We start from the raw sequence: 26,228 nt of genomic DNA on the forward strand, positions 1-26,228 counted from the left end.
GTGTGCCCGGCATAAATCTGAATAGTTAATCGTGACTTAATGCACGGAGAAAATCCGCCGCTGGCATTGGCTTGCCGAACAGATAGCCTTGCATAAAGTTGACGTGATGAGCGGTCAGGTAATCGGCCTGTTCCTGTGTTTCGACACCTTCGGCAACAATACCCAGATCGAGCTTCGCCGAGAGTTCGATGATCGTGTCCAGAATATGCCGCGACAATGCGTCGATGCCGATCATGGCGACGAAACTCTGATCGATCTTGAGAAAGTCGACATTGAATTTGCGCAAGTAACCCAGGCTCGAGTGACCAGTGCCGAAGTCATCGATTGCGATCATCACGCCCATGGCATGCAGTTGCTCGAACAGTTGGCGGGTGATGTCGGTGGGCTCGATCAATTCGCGTTCGGTCAACTCCAATACCAGGCTGATGCTGCCGGGAGCAAAGGCTGCAAGAAGCTCGCGGCAATCTTCGACCAGTTCCAGATCCCGGCAGTGACTGGCGGTGATGTTGATGCCGAGGTGAAACGGCTGCGTCAACAGGGCGGATTGCGGCCCCAGCAACGCAGCGGTCTGCTGCATCAACGCGCGGGTCATTGGCACGATCAGTCCCGAGTGCTCGGCAAACGGAATAAACAGATCAGGACGCACCAGACCTTCTTTGGGATGATTCCAGCGCATCAATACTTCAGCGCCCGACCATTTTTTGCTGTCGCCGTGCACCACCGGCTGGAAGTATGGAATGAACTCGCCGGCATCCAGCGCGCGTTGCATTTCGTGGCTGGGCGAGGTCGAGCGTTTCTGCAGAACATGGCCGATAGCGCCCGAGACCGCGCCGAAGAAGATCAGCAGACTGAACAGCGGCGGGTATTCCTCAGCCATGTAGCGCCAGGTTTCTCCCTGCGGGAAACCCGCGGAAACGCTGAACCCATGATCCGGCGACACCAGCGTGCTCTGTGCGACGGGCAGCGGGGGCAGGGGAGCTTGATGGACTTTGCCATCGACCGAGAGCCAGTTGTCGCCAACTTGCAGCAACAACAGCGTTTGCCGGCCAATCAGACGCAGGATGTTACTCAAGTGATAGCCATCCAGTGTAGTCAGGGCGCCGCCGCGACCGTCGCTGAGGCGATACACCAACAGTGCGGAATTGGGCGTCACCGGGTTGCCGTTCATGAGCCACAACTTGCCTTGGTGATAATCCCCGGCGTTGACCGCCTCTTTGAAATCGCCGAACAGCGAACTGCAATAGAGATTGTTGTCCCACACCAGATTGGTCGAACGCACAAAGGGGCGGCGCGTCACTTGTTCGCGCAACGCCAGTTTTACGTCTTCGCAGGGTTTACCGGCCAACGGCAACAAGTCCCGCGCCGCTTGCGCGGTGCTGTCGAGCATCAATTCGAACTGGCGCAAGGCCTCTTCGGCCGTGTGTCGAGCACTCTGCTCAAGTGTGCGTCCGGCTTGCATATAGAGAATCACGCCGCCTGACAGTATGGGCAGCAGACCACTCAATAAAGTGACGGCGATACGGGTGCTGCGCTTGCGGCGCGGTCTGACGGTCAACGGCATGGGCGCATCCTGTCGCGATGGGGTGAGGCTCTTGAACGCAAGCCGGAAAACGGCGCGCCGCTGAAATACGTTTTCAGCCAGAGGGAGGATAGATGGCAGATGCCGCTTGCGCTGCTCACGGCGGGGGATTGGCGTCGTCAGCTTGAAAAAGGCATTTTACCTGTGCGACAAACCCCTTGCACCCGTCGGAAAAAAGCGGATTTTAGAGAGAGGGCAGACAAGCCTATTTACGCTGTGTAGAATCGGTTTACGCATACAATAATAATCGTCTTCTGGCAGCAGAAGCCTCGCCCGCAAGAGCCTTGGGTCGACAATGAAGATATTCGGGTTTCAACTGATCTACGGTGACTTCCTTGCCCGCAGTGTGCGTGGCATCTCCTGCGCGCCACCCACCGACCTCACATGACTGACAAATAACCCTGGTTAATTGATAAGAAATGATGAGGTGCCACCATGGCAGATTTATACGAAAACCCAATGGGCCTGATGGGCTTTGAATTCATCGAGCTCGCATCACCGGTGCCGGGCACCCTGGAGCCGATCTTCGAGATCATGGGCTTCACCAAAGTCGCCACTCACCGTTCCAAGAACGTGCACCTGTACCGTCAGGGCGCGATCAACCTGATCCTCAACAACGAACCCAACAGCGTCGCTTCGTACTTCGCGGCCGAGCATGGCCCGTCGGTGTGCGGCATGGCGTTCCGCGTCAAGGATTCGCAAAAAGCCTACAACCGCGCACTGGAACTCGGCGCTCAGCCGATCCACATTGAAACCGGCCCGATGGAGCTGAACCTGCCGGCGATCAAAGGCATTGGCGGCGCACCGCTGTACCTGATCGACCGTTTTGGCGAAGGCAGCTCGATTTACGACATCGACTTCGTGTTCATCGAGGGCGTTGATCGTAATCCGGTTGGTGCCGGCCTGAAGATCATCGACCACCTGACGCACAACGTGTATCGCGGTCGCATGGCGTACTGGGCGAACTTCTACGAGAAGCTGTTCAACTTCCGTGAGATCCGTTACTTCGACATCAAGGGCGAATACACCGGCCTGACCTCGAAAGCGATGACCGCGCCGGACGGCATGATCCGCATCCCGCTGAACGAAGAATCGTCCAAGGGCGCAGGTCAGATCGAAGAGTTCCTGATGCAGTTCAACGGGGAAGGCATCCAGCACGTGGCGTTCCTCACCGACGACCTGATCCAGACCTGGGATCAGTTGAAGAAGATCGGCATGCGCTTCATGACGGCACCCCCGGACACCTATTACGAAATGCTCGAAGGGCGTCTGCCGAACCACGGCGAGCCGGTCGATCAACTGCAATCGCGCGGCATTCTGCTCGACGGTGCGTCGGAGCAGGGCGACAAGCGTCTGCTGCTGCAGATCTTCTCGGAAACCCTGATGGGCCCGGTGTTCTTCGAGTTCATCCAGCGCAAGGGCGACGATGGTTTCGGCGAGGGCAACTTCAAGGCCTTGTTCGAATCGATCGAGCGTGACCAGGTGCGTCGTGGCGTGCTTGCCACCGAGTAATCCGCTGCTGAAATGAAAAATCCCGGCCTGCAGAAATGCAGAGCCGGGATTTTTTGCTTTTAAGGGCGGCGTTGACGCATCAGATGTTTGAAGCCTTCGAAGATCAGTACCACAACCGCCATCCAGATCGGAATGTAGGTCAGCCATTCGCCAGACTTGATGCTCTCGCCCAACAGTAGCGCCACACCTAGCAACAACACCGGCTCAACGTAACTCAACAAACCAAACAGACTAAACGGCAGCAATCGGCTGGCAATGATGTACACCACCAGCGCCGAGGCGCTGATCAAACCGAGCAGCGGGATCAGCCACAACAACCCGGGGTATTGATCGAACACGCCAAAACCCTGTTCGCCGCCGTGCACAAACCAGTAAGCGATGGGCAGCATCAGTGTCATGTCGACCCACAACCCGCCGAGGTGGTCGGTCTTCAGGTACTTGCGCAGAACGAAGTACAGCGGATATCCAATGACGACCACCAGCGTCGCCCAAGAAAAGCCACCCACCTGATACAGCTCGTTCAACACGCCCAGCGAAGCAAATAACACTGCGATTTTCTGCAGGTACGACAGGCTTTCGCCGTAGGCGATTCGTCCGGTCAACACCATTGCCAGTGGCAGCAGGAAGTAGCCGAGCGACACGTCGAGGCTGTAGCCATTGAGCGGCGCCCACATGAACAGCCACAGTTGCACGCCGAGCAGGGCGGAAGAGACGAGCAGGCCAGCGATCAATTTCGGCTTGGCGGCCATCAGCCGCACCAGTTCCAGCACCCGCCGCCATTCTCCGGATACCAGCATGAACACGGTCATGCACGGCACCGTCAGCAGCATGCGCCAGCCGAAAATTTCCACGCCGCTCAATGGGGTGAGCAGCGAAGTGTAGTAATACATGACGGCAAACAGCACCGAGGCTGAAACCGATAAAGCGATACCTTTAGACAAACTGTCCTCGCGGGTGGGTGAGCAAACGGGGCGCGAAGGATACGTGGTTTTTGTGCTGAATATTGGCCGGTTGCTCAATATTTACAACATCCCGTCCTCACGAATGAAGGCGCTGCCGTGGATCGAGATTTCGGCAACGCCTACAGGAGTGTAGTCAGTGAGGTTTGATCAGTGGATTGCCAAGGCGCTGAATGTACATCTCGCCCAATCGGTACGACGCGTGATCGGTGATATGGCCAATGTCGCGGTAAACCGGCAATCCATCGACGGTGGTCATGCAGGATTTGCCCTCGCATTGCACGCTTTTCGGGTCGACGATGATCAGGCTTGGGTATTCCGCCTGCAGTTCACTGAAGAGTTTTTCCAGTTCCGGGTCTTGCGTGCCAGACAATGGCGCCAAGGCGCAGCCACGACTTTGCTCTGCGCTGCCGAACAGTCCACGCAATTTGATCTGTTGAAACAGGCATTCATTAATGCCCGGTGGCATGGGCAGGGTGCTCTTCAGAAGAACGGGCGTTGCGCCGGTGTTCACGATGGTGTCCAACGCTTGGCGAATCGCCACGGCCATGCGTTGGCGCGACAGTTCGATGCTGCGCGGGTCATCCAGGCGGGTGACGATCGCATCGGACATATAACCCTCCCAGAAGTGTCCGATAATCACGTACTGGAAGGCGTTATTCCGGATGATCTCGTAGTAGCGCTGAGCGGCATCGTGGCACTTTTTATACAGCGCGTTTTTATATTTATACCAGTTGTATAAATAGAGCTCGGGCAGCGCCAGGCATGCCGGGTACGCCTGCGCGAGCACGGAAAGGTCGGCATCCTTGGCCAGCGTGTCGACGAACCCCCAGTACTGATTCGAATAGGAGTCCCCCATCAGAAACACCTGTGGCGCGGCTTTTACGGCGCCGAACAGACAGTCTGGATCGGCGCCGTCGCTGACGCCCAGGCACTTTTCCCTGGCGGCTGGAACCGACGCGTTCAAACGGTCGAACAGCTGACGGGTCTCAGAGCCGAAGCGGCCCGGCCAGCCCTCGTGTTTCTGCCCAGCCGCGTGCAGGATCGACAGGGCGATCGCGGGCACGATCATCAGCACCACCAGGGTTTTGGCAAAACTGGCCCGGGCTTTTCGGAATCTGTTTTCGATCAGGACAAAGGACAGGTAACCGCTCACGAAGCTGGCGACGAAGTAGAAGATCGTTACGGGCGGGGTCAACGCGATGCCCAAGTCGTTCATCACCGCGAGGATCGGCCAGTGCCACAAGTAAATGGAATACGAGAGCGTGCCTATGAACACCAGAGGTTTGAACGCCAGCACTTTCGCCGTGACGCTGACATCGCCGATCCCGCGAAACAGCAGGGCCGCGGTCGCAAGGCACACCGCAATGGCGTGATAGCTCGGAAAGCCTGAGAGGATGTCGTTGCGGGTCGCGCAGTAGGCGATCGTGGCCAGCGACAGGGCGCCGATCAGCGATGCGCTCAGGCGATTGAGCCGGAATGTCTCGGTGCTGAAGATCACGGCGCAGGAGCCGATCATCAACTCAAAAATACGTGCGGTGAAAAAGTAGTAGTTTTGCTCGGGATGCGCGTACGACAAATACAGCGCCACGGCCATCGCCGCCAAGGTCAGAGCGAGGACGGTCGCCTTGAAGATTTTTTTCGCCACATAGCGGTGGAGCAGCCAGAGGCCCAGAGGCAAGAGCAGATACCACTGCCACTCGATGGCCAGCGACCAGGTGTGTAACAGCGGCAGACTGGCCGCATCCGGCGTGGCGTAACCGGTTGTCGCTTTGGCAAAGTATTGATTGGAGATGAGCAGCGAGGTGTACTTTTCGCTTTTGAGAAAGTCGATGTAATCACTTGGCAAGTACAGCAGCGTGGTCACCGCCAGGGTGACGATGAGCAAGGCAATGACCGCCGGTTGCAAGCGCCAGATCCGCCGCGTGTAAAAGCCGGAGAAACTGAACGTACCGTTATCCAGCGACTTGAGGATGATCGAGGTGGTCAGGTATCCGGAGATGACGAAAAAGATGTCGACCCCGATGAAGCCGGCCGGGAACAGCGTCAGTCCGCCGTGAAAAATCAATACCAGCAGCACCGCGACGGCCCGAAGGCCGTCGACATCGGCGCGGTATTCAAGTGAGGTTTTGCCCACACCGGACGTTGCAGTCGTCCCTGGCACCGCCTGTATGCCCGGGCTGTTTTTGGTGCTGAACAGTTTAAACAGCAACGCGCGCAGTGGTTTCCGCGCAGATTCGATGGGGCGGTTGAACATTGATGTATCCCGGGCCGTGTCAGTGCGATCAATCAGATTCCGTTTGATCGCGATCAATTCCATGAAAAACAGCCGATTGTATCGGCTGTTGATACAGAGGGAAAATCTTAAACCTGACGCGGCGTGCGACCTGACACAAAGTGACTGACATCGTTGAACCCCGGCGTCGACGAGTGCCCCGGCGTGACCAGCGAGTCGATAAATGCCTCATCCTCCGCCGTGATTTTCACTGTTTGTGCCTTTGTGTAGGCATCCCACTGTTCTTCTGTGCGTGGCCCGACAATCGCCGACGTCACCGCGCTGTTGTTCAACACCCAGGCAATCGCAAATTCAACAATGCCAACGCCACGTTGCTCGGTGTACTGATGAATCTGCTGGGCAATGCGCAACGACTCCACGCGCCATTCGGTTTCCAGAATGCGTTTGTCCTGACGTCCGGCGCGGCTGTTGGCGTCCGGTTGCGCGTCCGGCGCGTACTTGCCGCTGAGCACACCGCGAGCCAGCGGGCTGTAAGGCACCACGCCGAGGCCGTAGGTTTGCGCCGCGGTGATCTGCTCGGTTTCAGCCTGGCGGTTGACGATGTTGTACAGCGGTTGGCTGATCACCGGGCGATCAACGCCGAGTTGATCGGCGATGCGAATCACCTCGGCAATCCGCCAGCCGCGATAGTTCGACAGGCCCCAGTAACGAATCTTGCCCTGACGAATCAAGTCGCCAATCGCCGAAACGGTCACTTCGAGCGGCGTATTGTGGTCTTCGCGGTGCAGGTAATAAATGTCGAGATAGTCGGTGCCCAAGCGAGTGAGGCTGGCTTCCAGACCATTGAAAATATGCTTGCGGCTCAAACCGCTGCGATTCGGCAGGCCGTCCACCGGGCCGAAACCGACCTTGGTCGCCAGTACCCAGTCATGCCGATGGCGGGCAATCGCTTCGCCGACGATCTCTTCGGAGCGACCCTGGGTGTAGACGTCAGCGGTGTCGATGAAGTTAATCCCCTGATCCCAGGCCTTGTCGATGATGCGCAACGAATCTTCGGCGCTGGTTTGTTCGCCGAACATCATCGTGCCGAGGGTGAGGGTGGACACCTGCAAACCCGAATGCCCCAGTGTGCGATAGCTCATGCCGAAATCCTTTTGTCGGTGGGAAATCCTCAACAAATACCAGATGCCTTAAAGCGCGCAAAGTGAATTATTGATGGGATAAAAAAACGGCCCATAAGGGCCGTTTTTTGTCTGCCGCCAGGGCTTAAGCCCGCAACGTCCGCGTCATGCGCAGCGCCAGCAAGCTGCCGCCGACAATCACACCCGCCAGCAGATACAACGCCGCATCGGTCGAACCGGTGCTGTCCTTGACCCAACCGACCAGGTACGGGCTGAGGAAACCGGCCATCTGCCCCATCGAATTGATCAGCGCCAGGCCACCGGCCGCCGCGCCCGCGCTCAACATCGCCGTCGGCACTGGCCAGAACATCGGCAGGCCGGTCAGCGCGCCCATGGTCGCAATGGTCAGACCGAGAATCGCGATCGCCGGATTGGCGGCGAAATTCACCGCGATGACCAGACCGATCGCGCCCATCAGCATCGGCACCACCAAGTGCCAGCGGCGTTCTTTGCGCAGATCCGCCGAGCGACCGACCACCAGCATGAACACCGCCGCTAGCAGATACGGAATCGCACTGAGCCAGCCGATCACCAGGTTATCGCTGAAGCCAAGGTTCTTGATGATCGACGGCAGCCAGAAGTTGATCGCGTACACGCCACTCTGGATGCAGAAGTAGATCAGGCCGAACGCCCAGATCGCCGGATTCTTGAACACGGCAAGCAACGAGTCGGAGGTGGTTTTCGGCTTGTTCGCCAGGTCTTCGGCCTGATCCGCCTCAAGCACCGCGCGCTCGTGCGGGGTCAGCCACTTGGCATTGGCGAAGCTGTCGCTGAGCAGGAAATAGGCGAGGGCGCCGAGGATGACCGTTGGAATCCCTTGCAGCAGAAACATCCACTGCCAACCGGCCAAACCGCCTTGGCCGGCGGCGAAGTGGTTGAGAATCCAGCCGGAAAACGGGCTGCCGAGCAAACCGGAGACCGGAATGGCCGACATGAACAACGCCATGATCCGGCCACGGCGAAAGGTCGGGAACCACTGCGAGAGATACAGCACGACACCCGGGAAGAACCCGGCTTCGGCGGCGCCGGTAAACAGGCGCAGGGTGTAGAACTCGGTCGGGGTGGTGACGAACAACAGGCAGGTCGACAGCGTGCCCCAAGTGATCATCATCACCGCAATCCAGCGTCGAGGACCGAATTTGGTCAACGCCAGGTTGCTCGGTACGCCACACAGGACGTAGCCGATGAAGAAGATGCCGGCACCGAGGCCGTAAACGGTTTCGCTGAATTTCAACGCGTCGAGCATCTGCAGTTTGGCGAATCCAACGTTGACCCGGTCGAGGTAGTTGAACAAGTAGCAGATGAAGATGAAGGGGATTAAACGCAGGGTGATGCGTTTATAAACGGCATTTTTATCGTCGTCTTTGGTCTGGGTAGCTGCGGCGCTGTGCGACATAGCGGCTCTCTCTTTATTATGATTTTTTGCGATGCAAAGGGTAACGTTGATCGCCCTGAGAGTCTCGGCCAACCTTGGCAGGATTGTCTTTGTGCCTGAGCACAGGGTTTGCCGCCAGACCCTGTGCGGGTGAACAACCGCCAGTGCCAGAAAATAAGGATTGCCGCCGCTATGTTTGAACTCGATCACGACCTCGCCCAGGACATCGTCGACCGGGCCATGGCCATTTTGCCCTACAACGTCAACGTCATGGACAGCCAGGGCCTGATCCTCGGCAGCGGCGAACCGGAGCGTATCAATACCCGCCACGAAGGGGCGCAACTGGTGCTGGCCAATGGGCGCGTGGTGGAAATCGATGCGCAAACCGCCGTGCATTTGAAGGGTGTGCAACCGGGGATCAACCTGCCGTTGCTGCTCGATCAACGCTTGATCGGTGTGCTCGGCATCACCGGCGAGCCTGAACAATTGCGTACTTACGCGGAGCTGGTGCGCATGACCGCCGAAATGCTTGTCGGCCAGCGCAATCAGCAGGCCGAGCAGCAGTGGCGACGTCAGCGCTGCGACGATCTATTGGCGTTGCTGCTGAGCGAGGCCGGGGATTCGCCACGGCTGATCGATGAGGCCCAGCAACTGGGGCTCAAGCCGCAATTGACGCGGGTGCCGTATCTGTTCGAACTCGGTCTGGAGCATGGGCCGGGGCAAACGGTGGATGCGCTGAGTGCCTGGCTGACCTCGCGCTATCCCGACAGTTGGTGCGTGAGTTCGGCCAAGTCATCGCTGCTCTGGTGCCGGCCGGCGAGCCAGAACGTCGAGCATGATCGGCTGCTGGAAAAACTCGATAGCGGTGGCTGGAATATTTTGCGCATTGCCGTGGGTGGCCAGGCCGATGGCTTGCTGGGACTGCGGCGCTGCTATCGGCGGGTCGGCGATTTGCTCGCCTATGGCCGCGAAGTGCTGCCGCATTCGCGCTTGCTGACGCTTAATCGCTACCGGTTGCCGGTGATGTTGTGGCGGCATCGCAATGACGATGCGCTGGATGAATTGCTCAAGCCCTTGCGCAAAGTGATCGCCAAGGACGGCAACGGCCAGTTGCTGGCGACGCTGCGCAGTTGGTGCGAACACGACGGGCAGAGCCAGGCGTGTGCGGATGCGTTGGGGATTCACCGTAATAGCTTGCGCTATCGGATGGAGCGGATCGCCGAGTTGAGTGGGGTTGATCCGTTGCGGCTGGATGGGATGTTGGCGCTTTATCTTGGGGTGCAGCTCCTTCCCCAGACCGATCCGAATTGATAGGGCGCCTTTTAGGACGCCTTCGCGAGCAGGCTCGCTCCCACATTGGAATGCGGTCAACCTGTGGGAGCGAGCCTGCTCGCGAAAGGGCCGGGACATTCAACAAAAGTTTCTTTGTGGAAATGAACAATAAACGCCCGCACCGCTTGTGCAGCGGACCGGCGTCAATGCGCATGCCGACTGGCAGCATGAGGGGCATTGGAACTGGAGAATTCGCATGAAGATCGTCATCGCCCCCGATTCGTTCAAGGACAGCCTGAGTGCCCAAGGCGTTGCCGAGGCCATTGCGCTTGGCCTGGCGCAAGTCTGGCCGCAAGCCACGTTGGTCAAATGCCCAATGGCCGATGGCGGTGAAGGCACGGTCGAGTCGATTCTCGCCGCGTGCGAAGGCGAACTGCGCCGCACCCGCGTGCGTGGCCCGCTCGGCGCGCCGGTTGACGCCGCTTGGGGCTGGTTGCCGCACAACCACACCGCAATCATCGAAATGGCCGAGGCCAGTGGCTTGCAATTGGTGCCAACGGGGCAGCGCGATGCCTGCATCACCAGCACCTTTGGCACTGGCGAGCTGATCCGCGCGGCGCTGGACGCCGGCGCTCAACGGGTGATTCTGGCAATTGGCGGCAGTGCGACCAACGATGCCGGCGCCGGCGCCATGCAGGCGCTGGGAGTGAAATTGCTCGATGTGCAAAATCAGACGCTGGTACCGGGCGGTTTGGCCTTGGCGCAACTGGCGCGGCTGGACATCAGCGAACTGGATCCGCGTCTGGCGCAGGTGCGTTTCGATATCGCCGCCGATGTGGACAATCCACTCTGCGGCCCCCACGGTGCCTCGGCGATTTTCGGCCCGCAAAAAGGCGCCTCGCCGGCGCAGGTGCAGCAACTCGATCAGGCACTCGGGCACTTCGCCGACCTGTGTGCCGAGGCGCTGGACAAAGACGTTCGCGATGAGCCGGGCTGCGGTGCAGCGGGCGGTCTGGGGTTTGCGGCTAAAGCATTTCTCGGCGCGCAGTTTCAGGCCGGGGTTGAAGTGGTCGCCGAACTGGTCGGCCTTGCTGCAGCCGTGGAAGGCGCGGATCTGGTGATCACCGGCGAAGGTCGCTTCGATGCGCAGACCTTGCGCGGCAAAACGCCGTTTGGCGTGGCGCGAATCGCCAAACAGCGCAACGTGCCGGTAATCGTCATTGCTGGCACCTTGGGCGACGGATATCAGGAGCTCTACGACCACGGCATCGATGCAGCATTCGCCGTGACCAGCGGCCCGATGACGCTGGAGCAGGCGTGTGCCGAAGCACCGCGCTTGCTGCGCGAACGCGCCACCGATATCGCTCGGGTTTGGCAACTGGCGAAGAGCAGCCTGTAACTCCCGGCGTGAAGGGTGTTTCAATCTTGTAACACCCTGAAAAATAGTTGTGCTTGACCCGCAATCTTCCTAAAGCCTGGCCGATACAGCTAACAGGCGCGCACACCACACCCCCAAATAGTGACGCCGGACTGAAGCCCGCCCCACGGGCCAGTGATCACGGCAAGGACGCTCGTAGTTTCTATCATCCGAGAGTCCATCTATGTCCTTGCGTAACCTGAATATCGCGCCACGTGCCTTCCTCGGTTTTGCCTTTATCGCCTTGCTGGTGGTCGTGCTCGGCGTGTTCGCCGTCAACCGCATGTCGATCATCCGCCAGGCCTCGATGGACATGGAGTCGACGCAACTGCCCAGCGTGACGCATCTGGCTGTAGTGACGGAAAACGTCCTGCGTCTGCGCATCCTGTCTTTCCGCGTGCTGGTCAACCGCGAGCCTGCCGGTTTGCAGGAAGCCCAGACCCGCATCGCGGCGCTGGTCGACAAGGTGCGCAGCGCCCAGGCCAGCTATGCGGCATTGCCGGCCGGCGCGGAAGAGCGCGCGTTGTATCAGACGTTCGCGAGCACGCTGGATAACTACGTGCAAGCGCAGAACCAGATGATGGAGCTGTCACGCCAAGACAAAATCGATGAGATGCGCAGCCTGATCAACACGCGGATCAAGGACGGCACCGACCAGATGGGCGAGCAGCTCAACAAGCTGATTGCGATCAACGCCGCTGGCGCCAAAGCCGCTTCGGCGCAGGCCGGTGAAAAATACGACAGTGCGATCTTCGGCATCGTCCTCGTCGCCATCATTGCCGCGCTGGCCACCGTGCTGCTGGCCTGGTTGCTGACCCGCAGCATCGTCACACCGTTGAACCGCGCCGTCGCTGCGGCGCGAACCATCGCCGAGGGCAACCTGACCAAAACCATCGAAATCGACGGCAACGACGAGCCGGCGCGCCTGCTTGAAGCCTTGGCGGCGATGCAGACCAACCTGCGCAAAACCATCGAGCAGATCGCCGGTTCCGCCACCCAACTGGGCGCCGCTGCCGAAGAACTCAGTGCGGTCACCGAAGAAGCCTCCCGTGGCTTGCAGCAGCAAAACAATGAGATCGAACAAGCCGCCACGGCGGTCAACGAGATGACCGCCGCCGTCGAAGAAGTCGCCCGCAACGCGGTGTCGACCTCCGAAGCGTCGAACCAGTCGACCCAAGCCGCTCGCGAAGGTCGCGATCAAGTGGTGAAAACCGTCGACGCGATCCAGACCATGACCCACGACGTGCAGAACACCGCGCAAATGATCGAAGGCCTCGCCACCCAGGGTCGCGACATCGGCAAAGTGCTCGACGTGATCCGCGCCATCGCCGAGCAGACCAACCTGCTCGCACTCAACGCCGCCATCGAAGCTGCGCGCGCCGGTGAGGCCGGTCGGGGTTTTGCCGTGGTCGCAGACGAGGTTCGCGCGCTGGCTCATCGCACGGCGCAATCGACCCAGGAAATCGAAAAAATGGTCGCTGGTATTCAGAACGGCACCGGTGAAGCAGTTTCGTCGATGCAACAGAGCAACCAGCGTACCCAGTCGACCCTGGAAATGGCCCGTGCGGCCGGCGTTGCTTTGGAGCAAATCACCCAATCGATTCACCAGATCAACGAACGCAATCTGGTCATCGCCAGTGCTTCGGAAGAACAGGCGCAAGTGTCGCGGGAAGTCGATCGCAACCTGGTCAACATCCGCGATCTGGCCACGCAATCGGCCGCCGGGGCCAACCAGACCAGCGCTGCGACTCATGAACTGTCGCGTCTGGCGGTAGATTTGAATGCGATGGTGGCGCGTTTTGTGATTTGAGATAGGGTGAAGGCTGGAGACCGCGCCATCAGGAGACGTACATGCGCTATTCAGCCTTGACCCAACGAATCGCCGGGGAGGGCGCCGCTGCCTGGCAGATTCACGACCGAGCGCTGGCGTTACGCGCCGAGGGGGTTGATGTTCTGTTGTTGAGTGTGGGCGATCCGGATTTTGATACGCCGCTGCCGATTATTCACGGCGCGATCGACAGTCTGTTGGCGGGTGACACGCATTATTCTGAAGTCCGTGGCCGGCTGGCGTTGCGCAAGTTGATTGCCGAGCGCCATCGCCGCCACAGCGGTCAGGCGGTCGATGCCGACCATGTGATCGTCATGCCCGGCGCGCAGTGTGCGGTGTATTCGGTGGCGCAATGTCTGCTCGATCCGGGCGATGAGGTAATCGTCGCCGAGCCGATGTATGTCACTTACGAAGGCGTGTTTGGTGCCTGTGGCGCGACGGTGGTGCCAGTGCCGGTGCGGCCGGAAAATGGCTTTCGCGTCGATCCGGCGGATGTCGCGGCACGCATTACACCGAAGACCCGCGCCATGCTGCTCAACAGTCCGAACAATCCGTCTGGCGCCAGCCTGTCACTGTTGATCTGGCAGGAACTGGCGGCGCTGTGCGTGCGGCACGACCTGTGGCTGATCAGCGACGAGGTCTACAGCGAACTGCTTTATGAAGGTCATCACGTCAGTCCGGCGAGCCTGCCGGGCATGGCCGAACGCACGGCGACGATCAACAGTCTGTCGAAATCCCATGCCATGACCGGATGGCGCATCGGCTGGATGATCGGGCCGAAATCCCTGGCTGAGCATTTGGTCAATCTGTCCTTGAGCATGCTCTTTGGTCTGCCGGACTTTGTGCAGAAAGCGGCGGAGGTTGCGCTGAAGTCGGATCTGCCGGAAGTGACGCAGATGCGGGAGGAATATCGTTTGCGTCGGGATCTGGTGTGCGAGCGTTTGCAAGGGTGTCCGGGGCTGTACCCGATCCGCCCCGACGGCGGCATGTTCGTGATGGTCGACGTACGCCAGACCGGGCTCGGCGCCCAGGCATTCGCCGAGCAGCTGCTGGAGGGTTATGGGGTTTCGGTGCTGGCGGGGGAGGCGTTCGGACCGAGTGCGGCGGGGCACATTCGCATCGGTCTGGTGGTGGATCGGGTGAAACTGGCGGATGCCTGTTCGCGGATAGCGCTGTGTGCGGCGCAGCTTTTACAGGCGCGCAGTGCCTGACAGGTGTGTGTGTTGTCTGTATTGGCCTCTTCGCGAGCAGGCTCGCTCCCACATTGGTTTTGTGAACACTGAAGATCCAGTGCGGGAGCGAGCCTGCTCGCGAAGGCAGCATTACAGCGACCGATTAATTCAGCCCTGCCAAGCCGATGGATTCACCACATTCGCCGGTTTCTCTCCACTCAACGCCGCGAGCAAATTCTCCACCGCACACCGCGCCATCGCTTCCCGCGTCTCATGCGTCGCCGAGCCCATGTGTGGCGTCGCCACGACATTGTTGAGCTGCAACAACGGCGAGTCATGATTCAACGGCTCACGCTCAAACACATCCAGCCCCGCCGCGCGAATACGGTTATTGCGCAAGGCGTCGATCATCGCCGCCTCATCCACCACTTTGCCCCGGGAGATGTTGATGAAGATGCTCTCCGGGCGCATCAACGCAAACTGCTCGGCGCCGATCAGCTTTTCAGTCTGTGCAGTCAGCGGCAACGTCAGACAAATGAAATCGGCCTCCTGCAACAGCGCCTCAAGGCTGCGATATTGCGCATCGAAACGCGCCTCGACCGCCGGTTTGCGCGATTGACTGTGATAGAGCACCGGCATGCCAAAACCGAAATGCCCGCGTTGCGCCAACGCCTCGCCGATGCGGCCCATGCCGATGATCCCCAGCGTCTTGCCATGCACATCGGTGCCGAAATGCGCGGGGCCGATGTTGCGGTTCCATTGGCCGCTGCGCACCCTGTTTGCCAGTTCCACCACGCGCCGAGCGGTGGCGAGAATCAGGGCGAAACCGGTGTCGGCGGTGGTTTCGGTAAGCACGTCCGGCGTGTTGGTCAGGACGATTCTGCGCCGGGTCAGGTAATCGATGTCGTAATTGTCGACGCCCACCGAAACACTGGCGACAGCTTCAAGCTGCGGTGCCAGATCAAGCAGCGCAGCATCAAGTTTCAGGCTGGCCCCGAGCAAACCGCGGGCGCCGGGCAGGGCGTCACGCAGTTGCATGAGGCCATCGGCGTCGAGGCTGTCGATCAGCGTCACCTCGCACTGTTCCTGTAAACGCGCCATCAGCGCGGGCGAAAGTTTCTTGTACAACACGACCTGTTTTTTCATGGCAAAAGTCTCTTCAGGAATGCGCCGGCACGGCTTGCGTGGCGACGGCTTTGGCGACGACGCGATCACTGGCGCCGGGCTTGAGGAAAATCGTCAGCACCACCGACAGCAGCAACGCGCCGCTCATCAACAAGTACGAAGCGCCGGGCGAACCGGTGGTGCTGTTCAGGTAACCGACCAGGTACGAGCCGCCGAACGAACCCAGCGCGCCCATGCTGTTGATCAGCGCCATCGCACCGCCGGCAACGTTGGCTGGCAGAATCTCCGGGACAATCGCGAAGAACGGGCCGTAAGGTGCGTACATGCAGGCGCCGGCAACCACCAGCAGCGTGTACGACCACCAGAAATGCTCAGCGCCCAGCGCGTACGAACCGTAGAAAGCGATGGACGCAATCAGCAGGGGCGGCCAGACAAAGCGTTTGCGCTTCTGCAGTTTGTCCGAGCCCCACGACACCGCGAGCATGCCGATCACCGCCGCCAGATACGGCAGCGCCGACAGCCAACCGGCCTCGATCATGTCCATTTGCGCGCCGGCCTTGAGGATCGACGGCAGCCACAGCACGAAGCCGTAGACGCCGATGCTCCAGCAGAAAAACTGCAGCGCCAGAATGATCACCTTCGGCGACCGGAATGCTTCGGCGTAATTCTTCACCGCTTTGATGCCGACCTGTTCGGCGGCCAGTGCGCTTTCCAGATCCTGCTTTTCCTGCTCATTGAGCCACTTGGCCTGCGCCGGACGATCATCGGCCAGACGCCACCAGATAAACGCCCACAACACCGCCGGCAAACCTTCGATGATGAACATCCAGCGCCAGCTGAAATGCTGCACCAGATAGCCCGACACCACCGACATCCACAGCATGGTCACCGGGTTGCCGAGGATCAGAAAGGTGTTGGCCCGCGAGCGTTCCGCGCGGGTGAACCAGTGGCAGAGATAGACCAGCATCGCCGGCATCACCGCCGCTTCGACCACGCCGAGCATGAAGCGAATGACGATCAGCCAGTAGGCGTTGGAGACCACGCCGGTCAACGTGGCGAGCCCGCCCCAGAGGATCAGGCTGACGAAAATCAGCTTTTTCACGCTGTGTTTCTGCGCGTAGATAGCGCCTGGCACCTGGAAGAAAAAGTAGCCGAGAAAGAACAGTGCGCCGAGCAGTGATGACAGGCCCGGGGTGATCATCAGGTCTTCGGCCATGCCCGACGCGGCGGCGAAACCGTAGTTGGCGCGATCGAGATACGCCAGGCTGTAGGTGATGAATACGATGGGCATGATGTACCACCAGCGGCGGGTGGCGAGGGTTGCGGTTTTCATGGGTGTTGCTCCTGAGCTTGTTGTTTTTGTCGCAGCAGGTTCAAATTTTTATAGCGCTTATGCGGGCCTCTTCGCGAGCAGGCTCGCTCCCACAGGGGAATGCGGTTTGACTGTGGGAGCGAGCTTGCTCGCGAAGGCGGTTTCAAATTCAACAGATAATTCGAGGCGGGTCGGCAAACCCTCCATATCTCCACGACTCTGCACCGCACGACTGCCAATCCAGTTCGCCCGCTGCACCGCTTCGGCAAAGCTCTGGTGCTCCAGCAAGGCACTGATCATCCCAACGGCGAAACCATCACCGGCGCCGACCGTGTCGACGACATTGGCCACCGGCACCCCGGCGACAAATCCCGACGCCAGATGCGTTCGGTAATAAGCACCTTCCGGCCCGAGTTTGATCGCCACCGCCTCGGCACCCTGATCGAGATAAAACGCCGCGATGTCCGCCGGGTCTTCGAACCCGGTGAGCAGACGCCCTTCGCTCAGGCCCGGCAATACCCAATGGGCGAGGGCGGCGAGGCGATTGATCTCGCGGATCATCTCGCGTTCATTGGCCCACAGGCTCGGGCGCAGGTTGGGATCAAACGACACGCTGCGCCCGGCCGCACGCATACGCGTCATCAGTTCGAAAGACATTTCCCGCGCCGAGGCCGATAGCGCCGGCGGAATGCCAGTGGCGTGCAGATGTCGCGCGCTCAGCAGGCTGGCGTTGATCGACTGCGGGGACAGATGACTGGCCGCCGAACCGCGCCGGAAATACTCGACCTGCGGGTCGCTGCCGTCGTCGCTGCGCGACTTGAACTGGAAACCGGTCGGGTGATCGTTATCGATGGCGACCTGGCTGCAATCCAGCCCTTCGTTGGCCAAGGTCTGCACCACAAAGCGCCCGAGCGAATCATTGCCGACGCGACTCAGCCACGCGACGTTGAAACCCAGCCGCGACAGGCCTATCGCGACGTTGCTGTCGGCACCGGCAATGCGCTTGTGAAACTGCTCGACCGCTGCCAGATCACCGGTCTGCTCGGCGACCAGCATCGCCATGGTTTCGCCGAACGAAAGGATATCGATCTCAGACATGGGCAGGCTCCAGACGGGATTGGCCGAGGCGGGCGAGGGCGGCGACATGCTCAGTGGTCAACTGCACCAGATCATCGCCCTGCAACGGGTATTCGGCGGCGCGCATAACGCCTTGGGCCATGTGCCGCAGGAGTTGTTCCCACAGGTGCAGGTCGCTGACGGCGGGTGGCACGGCGACGAGTTTGCCGTCGGCGCGACGGGCCACGGCTTTGCAATGCACATAGCCGACGTGTCGACCGAGCAGGCGCGCGGCGCTGGCGGCGGACTGGTCTTGCCACTGCCAATTGCCGATGTCGAAAGTCATTTTGATCGGCAGATTGTGCTGTTCGACAGCGGCGAAAAAGCGCTGGAACGGTTCGATGCGGCCGCCGTGCAAAGTCTGGTCGTTCTCCACCAGCAACTGCACCGGGCTGTGTTTCAAGCGCTCGGCCAGGGCTTGCAGATCATTGGTGTCGGTGAAATAGCCCAGCGACACCTTCAGCCATTTCGAACCGAAGACCTCGGCCTGTTGCAGGGCGGTGATCAATTCGGGATTGGGCTGCGCCTGACCGGCAAGCCACAGCTCGGTCGGCGAGGAATAGATGCTTTGCAGGCCCTGCGCCTGGGTCGCTTGCGCCAGTAGCGCCGGATCTTCTCGGGTCAGCAGCTCTTCTCGCCATTCGATGCGATTGGCGCCAGCGGTGGCCAGCACATCGATGAACGATCCTTGACCGCGCTGGCGGACAAGCTCGGCGCCGTAGCTGGACAGGCTGATGGAAACGTCGGGTTTATTCATTGTTATTGACCTCTGAAACCGGTTTCATTTTTGTTCAAAAAAATATCAGTGATTCTGGGTTGTTCTTTCGGGCGCCTTCGCGAGCAGGCTCGCTCCCACCTTTGGAATGCGGTCAACCTGTGGGAGCGAGCCTGCTCGCGAAAGCGTCAGCTCAAACACCGCCAACCTGACGGGTCGATCCCCGCTCAACCAACACCGGCGCAAAATCAATTCTGCGCGCCAGCCCATCATCCCCGCGCAAACGCTTGAGCAAACACTCAAAGGCCCGCGCGCCAATCTCTTGCGTCGGCTGGGCCAGCGCCGTAATCCCGCTGCCTACCAACGGATACCAATCCAGATCATCCAGAGCAATCAGCCCGACATCCTCGAACAACCGGCAACCGATCTCGCGCAACGCAGTGGTCGCGGCCAGCGCCGCCACACCGTTGGCGCAAAACAGCGCTTTCGGGCCGTTCGCAGGATTCTTTAAAAATGTTTGAAGATGAGTAGAGAGATCCACGCCTGTTTCAACAACGGCTCCGCCTAACCCCGAACGCTGCTCAATCTGCGCCTGAAAACTGCTGACCCGTTCGATCCGCGAACTGGTGCCGTCATACGGTTCGGTCACCAGTAGCACATCGCGATAACCACGCTGCTCAAGGTGGGCGAGGGCCATTTCCACTGCTTGCGGGTTGTTCAGGCCAACCATGTCGCTGTCGAGCCCATCGACCTGGCGATCGACCAGCACCAACGGCATCTCGCGGTGAAGTTCATGCAACTCGTCACGGTGATGGCCGAGGGTGTTCACGATCAGCCCTTCGATGTTGTACGAGCGCAACAGCGCCAGGTGCTGGCGTTCCTGCTCGTCATCGCGGTCGGTGTTGCACACCACCAGGCTGTAACCGTGCGCACGGCAGGCGGTTTCCACCCCGTGCATCACGGCAATTGAATAAGGGTTACGTATATCGGCGACGAGCATGCCGATCAGGCGGGTACGGCCGCGTTTCAGGCCACGGGCCATTTGATTGGGACGGTAGCCGAGCTCATCGATTGCCTGCTCGATGCGCAGGGCAATGGCATCGGAGAGCAGGGCGCGATCCTCACCGATGAAACGCGACACACTGGCCTTGGACACGCCGGCGCGTTCGGCGACATCGAGCATGGTCACGCGGCTGCGCTGGGCGGTGGAGAAGTCGTTCACGGTCTGAAACCTTGTTATTGGATTTATAGGTTCAGGCTCTGCAGGCAGTCCTGAAACCGGTTTCAGGAAACACCAAAAGCAAATCCTTCGTCAAGTAAATGATCATCTGCCATTGACTCGCCGACGACGGGCGGGAATGAGTCAGCCGAACAAACCGGCAGCGATATTGATGGAAAAGCCCAGAATGGCCGTGTTGAACACAAAACCGATCAACGATTGTGCCAATACGATTTTGCGGATATCGCGCGTAGCCACACCGACATCGGCAGTCTGCACGGCAACGCCGATGGTGAAAGAGAAGTACAGAAAGTCCCAGTAGTTCGGCGTCGTCAGCCCTTCGGCAAAACGCAATGCTGGTTCCTTGCCATCCCAGGTGTAATACAGCCGCGCGTAGTGCACACAGAAAATCACCCCGATCAGCAGCCACGAACCAATCACGGTGAGTGCGGTAAAACCGTAGTGCAGCAGTTTGCGCGAAGTTTCCAGGTCTTTGCTGCCGGCCAGTTCAAAGGTGATTGTGGCGAGACTGGCGAGTGCGGCGATGCACACCACAAACAGCACCAGCCCGGCGTTTTCGTCCTCGACTTCGGCGATGCGTTTGACGTCCGGGGCCTTGGCGCGGACGGTCAGCCAGAACATCAGGATCAGGTAAGTCCATACGCCGGCGTTCCAGCCGATGAGGATTTTGCTGACGATGGAATCGGCGGGAACCAGGAGACCGGTGGCGAGGCCGAACAGCGCGGCGGCGGACAGGCGAGGGTGGGTGCGGGCGAGGAAGCGCATGGGGACTCGATGGGCCAGGGTGGTTAAGACACCTTAGCCCAGCGCCGACAGGAATGACCACTGGCTCGAGTTTATGACGATCCCTGTGGGAGCGAGCTTGCTCGCGAATGCGTTCGATCAGTCAACATCAACGTTGAATGTAACGACGCTTTCGCGAGCAGGCTCGCTCCCACAGTTTGGATCAGTGGGGCTTGGTGAAGCGTTGTACGAGTTTCATGACCACGACAAAGAACACGGGCACGAAGATCACCGCCAGCGTCGCAGTGATCATCCCGCCAATCACCCCGGTGCCGATCGCCTGCTGGCTGGCCGAGCTTGCGCCAGTGGCAATCGCCAGTGGCACCACGCCAAGGATGAACGCCAGCGACGTCATCACGATCGGCCGCAGACGCAGGCGCGCCGCTTGCAACGTCGCGTCGATCAGGTCGTGGCCTTCGTCATACAAGCTCTTGGCAAACTCGATGATCAGGATTGCGTTTTTCGCCGACAGACCAATGATGGTGATCAGGCCCACTTTGAAGAACACGTCGTTAGGCATCCCGCGCATCGTCACCGCCAGCACCGCGCCGAGTACGCCCAGCGGCACCACCAGCAATACCGAGGTCGGAATCGACCAGCTCTCGTACAGCGCCGCCAGACACAGGAACACCACCAGCAGCGACAATCCAAGCAGGATCGGCGCCTGATTGCCGGACAAGCGCTCCTGCAACGACAGACCGGTCCATTCCTGACCCAGACCTTTCGGCCCTTGCGCGACCAGTCTTTCGATTTCCGCCATGGCTTCGCCCGTACTGTGTCCCGGTTTCGGTTCGCCGGAAATCGCAATCGCCGGATAACCGTTGTAACGGGTCAACTGCGCCGGCCCCTGAATCCAGTTGGCTTGCACGAATGCCGACAACGGCACCATGTGCCCGGCGTTATTGCGCACATGCATCTTCAGCAGATCGGCGACCTGGCTGCGTTGATCGCCTTCGGCCTGCACCACCACACGCTGCATGCGGCCCTGGTTGGGGAAGTCATTGATGTAACTCGAACCGACGGCGGTGGACAGCGCATTACCAATGTCGGCGAACGACACGCCCAGAGCGTTGGCTTGCTTGCGGTCGACGATCAATTGCACCTGCGGCGCTTCGGCCAAGGCACTTTCGCGCACGTTCATCAGCACCGGGCTCTTTTCGGCGGCGGCGAGCAGTTCTGTGCGCGCCTGCATCAATGTCGCGTGACCGAGGCCGCCGCGATCCTGCAAGCGAAACTCGAAACCGCTCGATGTACCGAGGCCATCGATCGGCGGTGGCAACACCGAGAAGGCCATGGCGTCCTTGATTTGACTCAGCGCGATGTTGGCGCGGTCGGCAATCGAACTGGCCGAATCATCGCTACCGCGTTGCGACCAATCCTTCAGCGTTGAAAACGCCAACGCCGCATTCTGCCCGCTGCCGGAGAAGCTGAAACCGAGAATCACCACACTGTCGCTGATGCCCGGCTCGCCGGCGTTATGCGCCTCCAGCTGCTCGGCGACGGCCACGGTGCGGTTCTTGGTTGCGCCGGGTGGCAACTGGATGTCAGTGATGGTGTAGCCCTGGTCTTCCACCGGCAAAAACGAGGAGGGCAGGCGCATAAAGCACAGGCCCAGACCGATCAGCAACACAACGTAGATCAGCAGATAGCGTCCGGTGCGTTTCAACGCATAGCCGACCCAGCCCTCGTAACGATCCGTCAGGTTTTCGAAGCGGCGGTTGAACCAGCCGAAGAACCCACGTTTTTCGTGATGCTCCCCTTTGGCAATCGGCTTGAGCAAAGTCGCGCACAGGGCCGGTGTCAGGGTCAGCGCGAGGAACGCCGAGAACAGAATCGAGGTGGCCATCGACAGCGAGAACTGCTGGTAAATCACCCCGACCGAGCCCTGCATGAACGCCATCGGAATAAACACCGCCACCAGCACCAGGGTGATGCCGATGATCGCCCCGGTGATCTGGGTCATGGCCTTGCGCGTGGCTTCCTTGGGCGACAGGCCCTCGGTGGCCATGATCCGTTCGACGTTCTCCACCACCACAATGGCGTCGTCGACCAGAATACCGATGGCCAGGACCATGCCGAACATGGTCAGCACGTTGATCGAGAAACCCAGCGCCAACATGGTGGCGAAGGTGCCCATCAGCGCCACCGGCACGACCAGCGTCGGAATCAGCGTGTAGCGCACGTTCTGCAGGAACAGGAACATCACCGCGAACACCAGCAGCATGGCTTCGCCGAGGGTGTAAATCACTTTGGTGATCGAGACTTTGACGAACGGTGAAGTGTCGTACGGGATCTTGTATTCCACCCCGGCCGGGAAGTAGCGCGACAGCTCATCCATCTTCGCCCGCACCAGCGTCGCGGTGTTCAGCGCATTGGCGCCCGGCGACAGTTGCACGCCGACGGCGGTGGACGGCTTGCCGTTGAGGCGCGTGCCGAACTGATATTCCTGACTGCCGATTTCAACACGAGCGACATCGCCGATACGCACGGTCGAGCCATCGCGATTGGCTTTGAGCACGATGTCGGCGAACTCTTGCGGCGTCGACAACTGGCCCTTGACCAGAATCGTCGCGGTGATTTCCTGGGTCGCTGGCGACGGCAGATCGCCGATGCTGCCCGCCGAAACCTGAGCATTCTGCGCGACGATGGCTTCGTTGACGTCAGCCGGGGTCAGGTTGAAGGCGATCAGCTTCTGGGGGTCAATCCAGATGCGCATGGCGCGCTCAGCGCCGTACAACTGCGCTTTGCCGACACCGTCCAGACGCTTGATCTCGTTCATCACATTGCGCGCCAGATAGTCACTGAGCGCGACGTCATCGAGTTTGCCGTCGCTGGAGGTCAGGGTGATCAGCAGCAGAAAACCGGAAGAAACTTTCTCGACCTGCAAGCCTTGCTGGTTGACCGCTTGCGGCAGGCGCGACTCCACAACCTTGAGACGGTTTTGCACATCGACCTGGGCCAGTTCCGGGTTGGTGCCCGGCTGGAAGGTGGCTTTTATGGTGGCGCTGCCGAGGCTGCTCTGCGATTCGAAGTAGAGCAGGTGATCGGCGCCGTTGAGCTCTTCTTCGATCAGGCTGACCACGCTTTCATCGACGGTCTGCGCCGAGGCGCCCGGGTACACGGCATAGATTTCGATCTGTGGCGGGGCGACGTCGGGGTATTGCGCCACCGGCAACTGCGGGATGGCCAGCGCACCGGCCAACAGGATGAACAGGGCGACGACCCAGGCGAACACCGGGCGGTCGATAAAGAACTGCGGCATATAAAAGCGTCCTGCTTACTGACCAGAGGTCTGGGCAAGTGGAAGAGGGGTGTCGTCGATCTGCACCTTTTCGCCGGGGCGGGCGTGTTGCAGGCCTTCGATGACTATACGGTCGCCAGGCTTGAGGCCGCCGGTGACGATCCAGCGATTGTTCTGCACCGCGCCCAGTTGCACCGGTTGCTGCGCCACGCGCATTTGCTCGTCGACGGTCAGCACCTGAGCAACCCCGGCGCTGTCACGTTGCACGGCGCGTTGCGGTACGGTGATGCCGTTCTGGATCGTCGCTTGTTCGAGGCGCACGCGGATGAAACTGCCCGGGAGCAAATCCAGATCCGGGTTGGGGAATTCGCTGCGCAGGATGATCTGGCCGGTGCCTGGGTCGACAGTGATGTCGCTGAACAGCAGTTTGCCCGGTAGCGGATAAAGACTGCCGTCATCCTGAATCAACGTGGCTTTGACCTGATCCTGACCGACTTCCTGCAGTTGCCCCGAGCGGAAGGCCCGACGCAGTTCGTTGAGTTCACGGGTGGACTGGGTGAGATCGGCGTGAATCGGGTTCAATTGCTGAATCAGCGCCAGCGGCGTGGTTTCGTTCTGCCCGACCAATGCGCCTTCAGTCACCAGTGCGCGACCTACGCGCCCGGAAATCGGCGCGGTGACGGTGGCGTAGCCAAGGTTTAACCTGGCGCGCTCGACCGCAGCTTTGTTGGCGGCGACATCGGCGGCGGTTTGCCGGGCATTGGCACGGGCGTTGTCGTAGTCCTGACCGCTGATGGCCTGGTCGTCGATCAACTGCGCATAGCGCTGTTCCTGCAGTTTTGCCTGGAATGCATTGGCTTCGGCTTTGCGCAGTGCAGCTTCGGCGCTGTCCAGGTCTGCCTTGAACGGGGCCGGATCGATGCGGAACAGCACGTCACCCTTTTTCACGTCGCTGCCTTCACGGAAAGTGCGTTGCAGCACCACGCCGGCCACCCGTGCGCGCACTTCGGCAATGCGCGGCGCGGCGATCCGCCCGCTGAGTTCGCTGCTGATCGTCAGAGGGTGGGTTTCGATGGTCTCGATGCGCACCGTGGCGGGTGGTGCCTGCTCTTCCGCGTTCGAGGATGAGTCACAGGCGCTCAGCGTCAGCGCCATTGCGATCAGGCCGAGCCCGGCCAGCAGTTTGTTCGACATGTACAACCCCCAATATTGATGGCCGCATCCTACGACCAGACGCGCAGATTAGCGGTGAAGCTTTGTAGGCGCTGTGTGAAATTGTGTAAGGGTTTTGCTCAGGGACGGGTGAGGGCGTATATCCTTTAGCCCTTGAAATTTATTGCGACTGATAAATAGCTTTCGCGAGCAGGCTCGCGCCCACGAGGGATCGCATTCCAAGAGTGGGAGCGAGCCTGCTCGCGAATTCGCTTTATCGCTCGTCACAGCACCTTCTGGAAACACCCATGCCCAACATCCTCCTGGTCGAAGACGACACCGCCCTCGCCGAACTGATTTCCAGCTACCTCGAGCGCAACGGTTATTCCGTCAGCGTGATCGGCCGGGGTGACCACGTCCGTGAGCGGGCGCGGCTGAATCCGCCGGACTTGGTGATCCTCGACTTGATGTTGCCAGGGCTCGATGGCCTGCAAGTCTGTCGCTTGTTGCGGGCTGATTCGGCGACGCTGCCGATTTTGATGCTGACCGCCCGCGATGACAGCCACGATCAAGTGCTGGGGCTGGAAATGGGCGCTGACGATTACGTCACCAAACCTTGCGAACCGCGTGTGCTGCTGGCGCGGGTACGGACGTTGTTGCGCCGCAGCAGTCTCAGCGAGCCACTGACCGCCAACGATCGCATCCTCATGGGCAACCTGTGCATCGACCTGTCGGAACGCACCGTGACCTGGCGCGGCCAGCCGGTCGAACTGTCCAGTGGTGAATACAATTTGCTGGTGGTGCTGGCCCGGCACGCAGGCGAAGTGCTCAGCCGTGACCAGATTCTGCAACGTCTGCGCGGCATTGAATTCAACGGCACCGACCGCTCGGTGGACGTGGCGATTTCCAAGCTGCGGCGCAAGTTCGACGACCACGCCGGTGAGGCGCGCAAGATCAAGACCGTGTGGGGCAAGGGCTACCTGTTCAGCCGTTCCGAGTGGGAATGCTGACCT

General features: G+C 60.1%; 20 protein-coding genes. 7 read left to right on the forward strand and 13 right to left on the reverse strand.

What is annotated here, in order from left to right; genetic code table 11:
- Positions 1 to 25: 25 nt before the first annotated feature.
- Entirely contained in the window at positions 26 to 1,561 is a 1,536-nt protein-coding gene (locus ACQ4OE_RS02865; protein ID WP_430945597.1) for an EAL domain-containing protein, read from the reverse strand.
- Positions 1,562 to 2,014: 453 nt separating this feature from the next.
- Between ACQ4OE_RS02865 and hppD the strand changes: the two genes are divergently transcribed.
- Positions 2,015 to 3,091: a 4-hydroxyphenylpyruvate dioxygenase gene (gene hppD, locus ACQ4OE_RS02870; RefSeq protein WP_122590984.1), complete on the forward strand. Its 1,077-nt coding sequence runs from the start codon at positions 2,015 to 2,017 to the stop codon at positions 3,089 to 3,091.
- A gap of 59 nt (positions 3,092 to 3,150) precedes the next feature.
- Here the strand turns inward: hppD and rarD are convergent, their stop codons facing one another.
- Complete coding sequence (rarD, locus tag ACQ4OE_RS02875) at positions 3,151 to 4,032, reverse strand: EamA family transporter RarD (protein ID WP_430945598.1); 882 nt, start codon at positions 4,030 to 4,032, stop codon at positions 3,151 to 3,153.
- On the opposite strand from rarD, the gene ACQ4OE_RS02880 reads away from it, so the two are divergent.
- Positions 3,980 to 4,186, forward strand: coding sequence for a hypothetical protein (locus tag ACQ4OE_RS02880; protein ID WP_430945769.1), 207 nt, complete (start codon positions 3,980 to 3,982; stop codon positions 4,184 to 4,186). The two genes, rarD and ACQ4OE_RS02880, sit on opposite strands and share 53 nt — an antisense overlap.
- Here the strand turns inward: ACQ4OE_RS02880 and ACQ4OE_RS02885 are convergent, their stop codons facing one another.
- The 3 genes from ACQ4OE_RS02885 to ACQ4OE_RS02895 form a co-directional block, all read right to left on the reverse strand.
- Positions 4,187 to 6,307, reverse strand: coding sequence for an acyltransferase family protein (locus ACQ4OE_RS02885; protein ID WP_430945599.1), 2,121 nt, complete (start codon positions 6,305 to 6,307; stop codon positions 4,187 to 4,189).
- A 107-nt stretch (positions 6,308 to 6,414) separates the two neighbouring features.
- Positions 6,415 to 7,428: an aldo/keto reductase gene (locus ACQ4OE_RS02890; protein ID WP_122590987.1), complete on the reverse strand. Its 1,014-nt coding sequence runs from the start codon at positions 7,426 to 7,428 to the stop codon at positions 6,415 to 6,417.
- A 124-nt stretch (positions 7,429 to 7,552) separates the two neighbouring features.
- Positions 7,553 to 8,863 (reverse strand): MFS transporter, encoded by a 1,311-nt coding sequence (locus ACQ4OE_RS02895; protein ID WP_122590988.1) that lies wholly within the window; start codon positions 8,861 to 8,863, stop codon positions 7,553 to 7,555.
- A gap of 171 nt (positions 8,864 to 9,034) precedes the next feature.
- On the opposite strand from ACQ4OE_RS02895, the gene ACQ4OE_RS02900 reads away from it, so the two are divergent.
- From ACQ4OE_RS02900 to ACQ4OE_RS02915, 4 genes are all read left to right on the forward strand, one after another.
- Entirely contained in the window at positions 9,035 to 10,153 is a 1,119-nt protein-coding gene (locus ACQ4OE_RS02900; protein WP_430945600.1) for a sugar diacid recognition domain-containing protein, read from the forward strand.
- Between the two features lie 217 nt (positions 10,154 to 10,370).
- On the forward strand, positions 10,371 to 11,513 hold the full coding sequence (locus tag ACQ4OE_RS02905; RefSeq protein WP_430945601.1) for a glycerate kinase: 1,143 nt from the start codon (positions 10,371 to 10,373) through the stop codon (positions 11,511 to 11,513).
- A gap of 202 nt (positions 11,514 to 11,715) precedes the next feature.
- Entirely contained in the window at positions 11,716 to 13,341 is a 1,626-nt protein-coding gene (locus ACQ4OE_RS02910; RefSeq protein WP_430945602.1) for a methyl-accepting chemotaxis protein, read from the forward strand.
- A 41-nt stretch (positions 13,342 to 13,382) separates the two neighbouring features.
- Positions 13,383 to 14,570 (forward strand): pyridoxal phosphate-dependent aminotransferase, encoded by a 1,188-nt coding sequence (locus ACQ4OE_RS02915; RefSeq protein WP_430945603.1) that lies wholly within the window; start codon positions 13,383 to 13,385, stop codon positions 14,568 to 14,570.
- A gap of 129 nt (positions 14,571 to 14,699) precedes the next feature.
- On the opposite strand, the gene ACQ4OE_RS02920 is transcribed toward ACQ4OE_RS02915, so the two are convergent.
- The 8 genes from ACQ4OE_RS02920 to ACQ4OE_RS02955 all read right to left on the reverse strand — a co-directional run bounded on the left by ACQ4OE_RS02920 (position 14,700) and on the right by ACQ4OE_RS02955 (position 25,257).
- Positions 14,700 to 15,677 (reverse strand): NAD(P)-dependent oxidoreductase, encoded by a 978-nt coding sequence (locus tag ACQ4OE_RS02920; RefSeq protein WP_430945604.1) that lies wholly within the window; start codon positions 15,675 to 15,677, stop codon positions 14,700 to 14,702.
- Between the two features lie 13 nt (positions 15,678 to 15,690).
- Positions 15,691 to 16,989 carry an MFS transporter gene (locus ACQ4OE_RS02925; RefSeq protein WP_430945605.1) on the reverse strand — a complete coding sequence of 433 codons (1,299 nt, stop codon included), beginning with the start codon at positions 16,987 to 16,989 and terminating at the stop codon, positions 15,691 to 15,693.
- Between the two features lie 57 nt (positions 16,990 to 17,046).
- Positions 17,047 to 18,066: a sugar kinase gene (locus ACQ4OE_RS02930; RefSeq protein WP_430945606.1), complete on the reverse strand. Its 1,020-nt coding sequence runs from the start codon at positions 18,064 to 18,066 to the stop codon at positions 17,047 to 17,049.
- Complete coding sequence (locus ACQ4OE_RS02935) at positions 18,059 to 18,841, reverse strand: sugar phosphate isomerase/epimerase family protein (RefSeq protein WP_430945607.1); 783 nt, start codon at positions 18,839 to 18,841, stop codon at positions 18,059 to 18,061. The genes ACQ4OE_RS02930 and ACQ4OE_RS02935 overlap by 8 nt, the downstream gene beginning before the upstream one ends.
- A 151-nt stretch (positions 18,842 to 18,992) precedes the next feature.
- A complete protein-coding gene (locus ACQ4OE_RS02940) occupies positions 18,993 to 20,021 on the reverse strand; it encodes a LacI family DNA-binding transcriptional regulator (protein ID WP_430945608.1) in 1,029 nt (342 codons plus the stop codon).
- A gap of 141 nt (positions 20,022 to 20,162) precedes the next feature.
- On the reverse strand, positions 20,163 to 20,804 hold the full coding sequence (locus ACQ4OE_RS02945) for a DUF1345 domain-containing protein (RefSeq protein WP_430945609.1): 642 nt from the start codon (positions 20,802 to 20,804) through the stop codon (positions 20,163 to 20,165).
- A gap of 181 nt (positions 20,805 to 20,985) precedes the next feature.
- Positions 20,986 to 24,084, reverse strand: coding sequence for a multidrug efflux RND transporter permease subunit (locus tag ACQ4OE_RS02950; RefSeq protein WP_430945610.1), 3,099 nt, complete (start codon positions 24,082 to 24,084; stop codon positions 20,986 to 20,988).
- A 15-nt stretch (positions 24,085 to 24,099) separates the two neighbouring features.
- On the reverse strand, positions 24,100 to 25,257 hold the full coding sequence (locus tag ACQ4OE_RS02955; protein WP_430945611.1) for an efflux RND transporter periplasmic adaptor subunit: 1,158 nt from the start codon (positions 25,255 to 25,257) through the stop codon (positions 24,100 to 24,102).
- A 266-nt stretch (positions 25,258 to 25,523) separates the two neighbouring features.
- Here ACQ4OE_RS02955 and ACQ4OE_RS02960 point away from each other — a divergent pair, with 266 nt between their 5' ends.
- Positions 25,524 to 26,225: a response regulator transcription factor gene (locus tag ACQ4OE_RS02960; protein WP_122591015.1), complete on the forward strand. Its 702-nt coding sequence runs from the start codon at positions 25,524 to 25,526 to the stop codon at positions 26,223 to 26,225.
- Positions 26,226 to 26,228: the final 3 nt, after the last annotated feature.

The organism is Pseudomonas sp. WC2 (assembly GCF_050586545.1).
In the GTDB taxonomy this organism is placed as follows: Bacteria; Pseudomonadota; Gammaproteobacteria; order Pseudomonadales; family Pseudomonadaceae; genus Aquipseudomonas.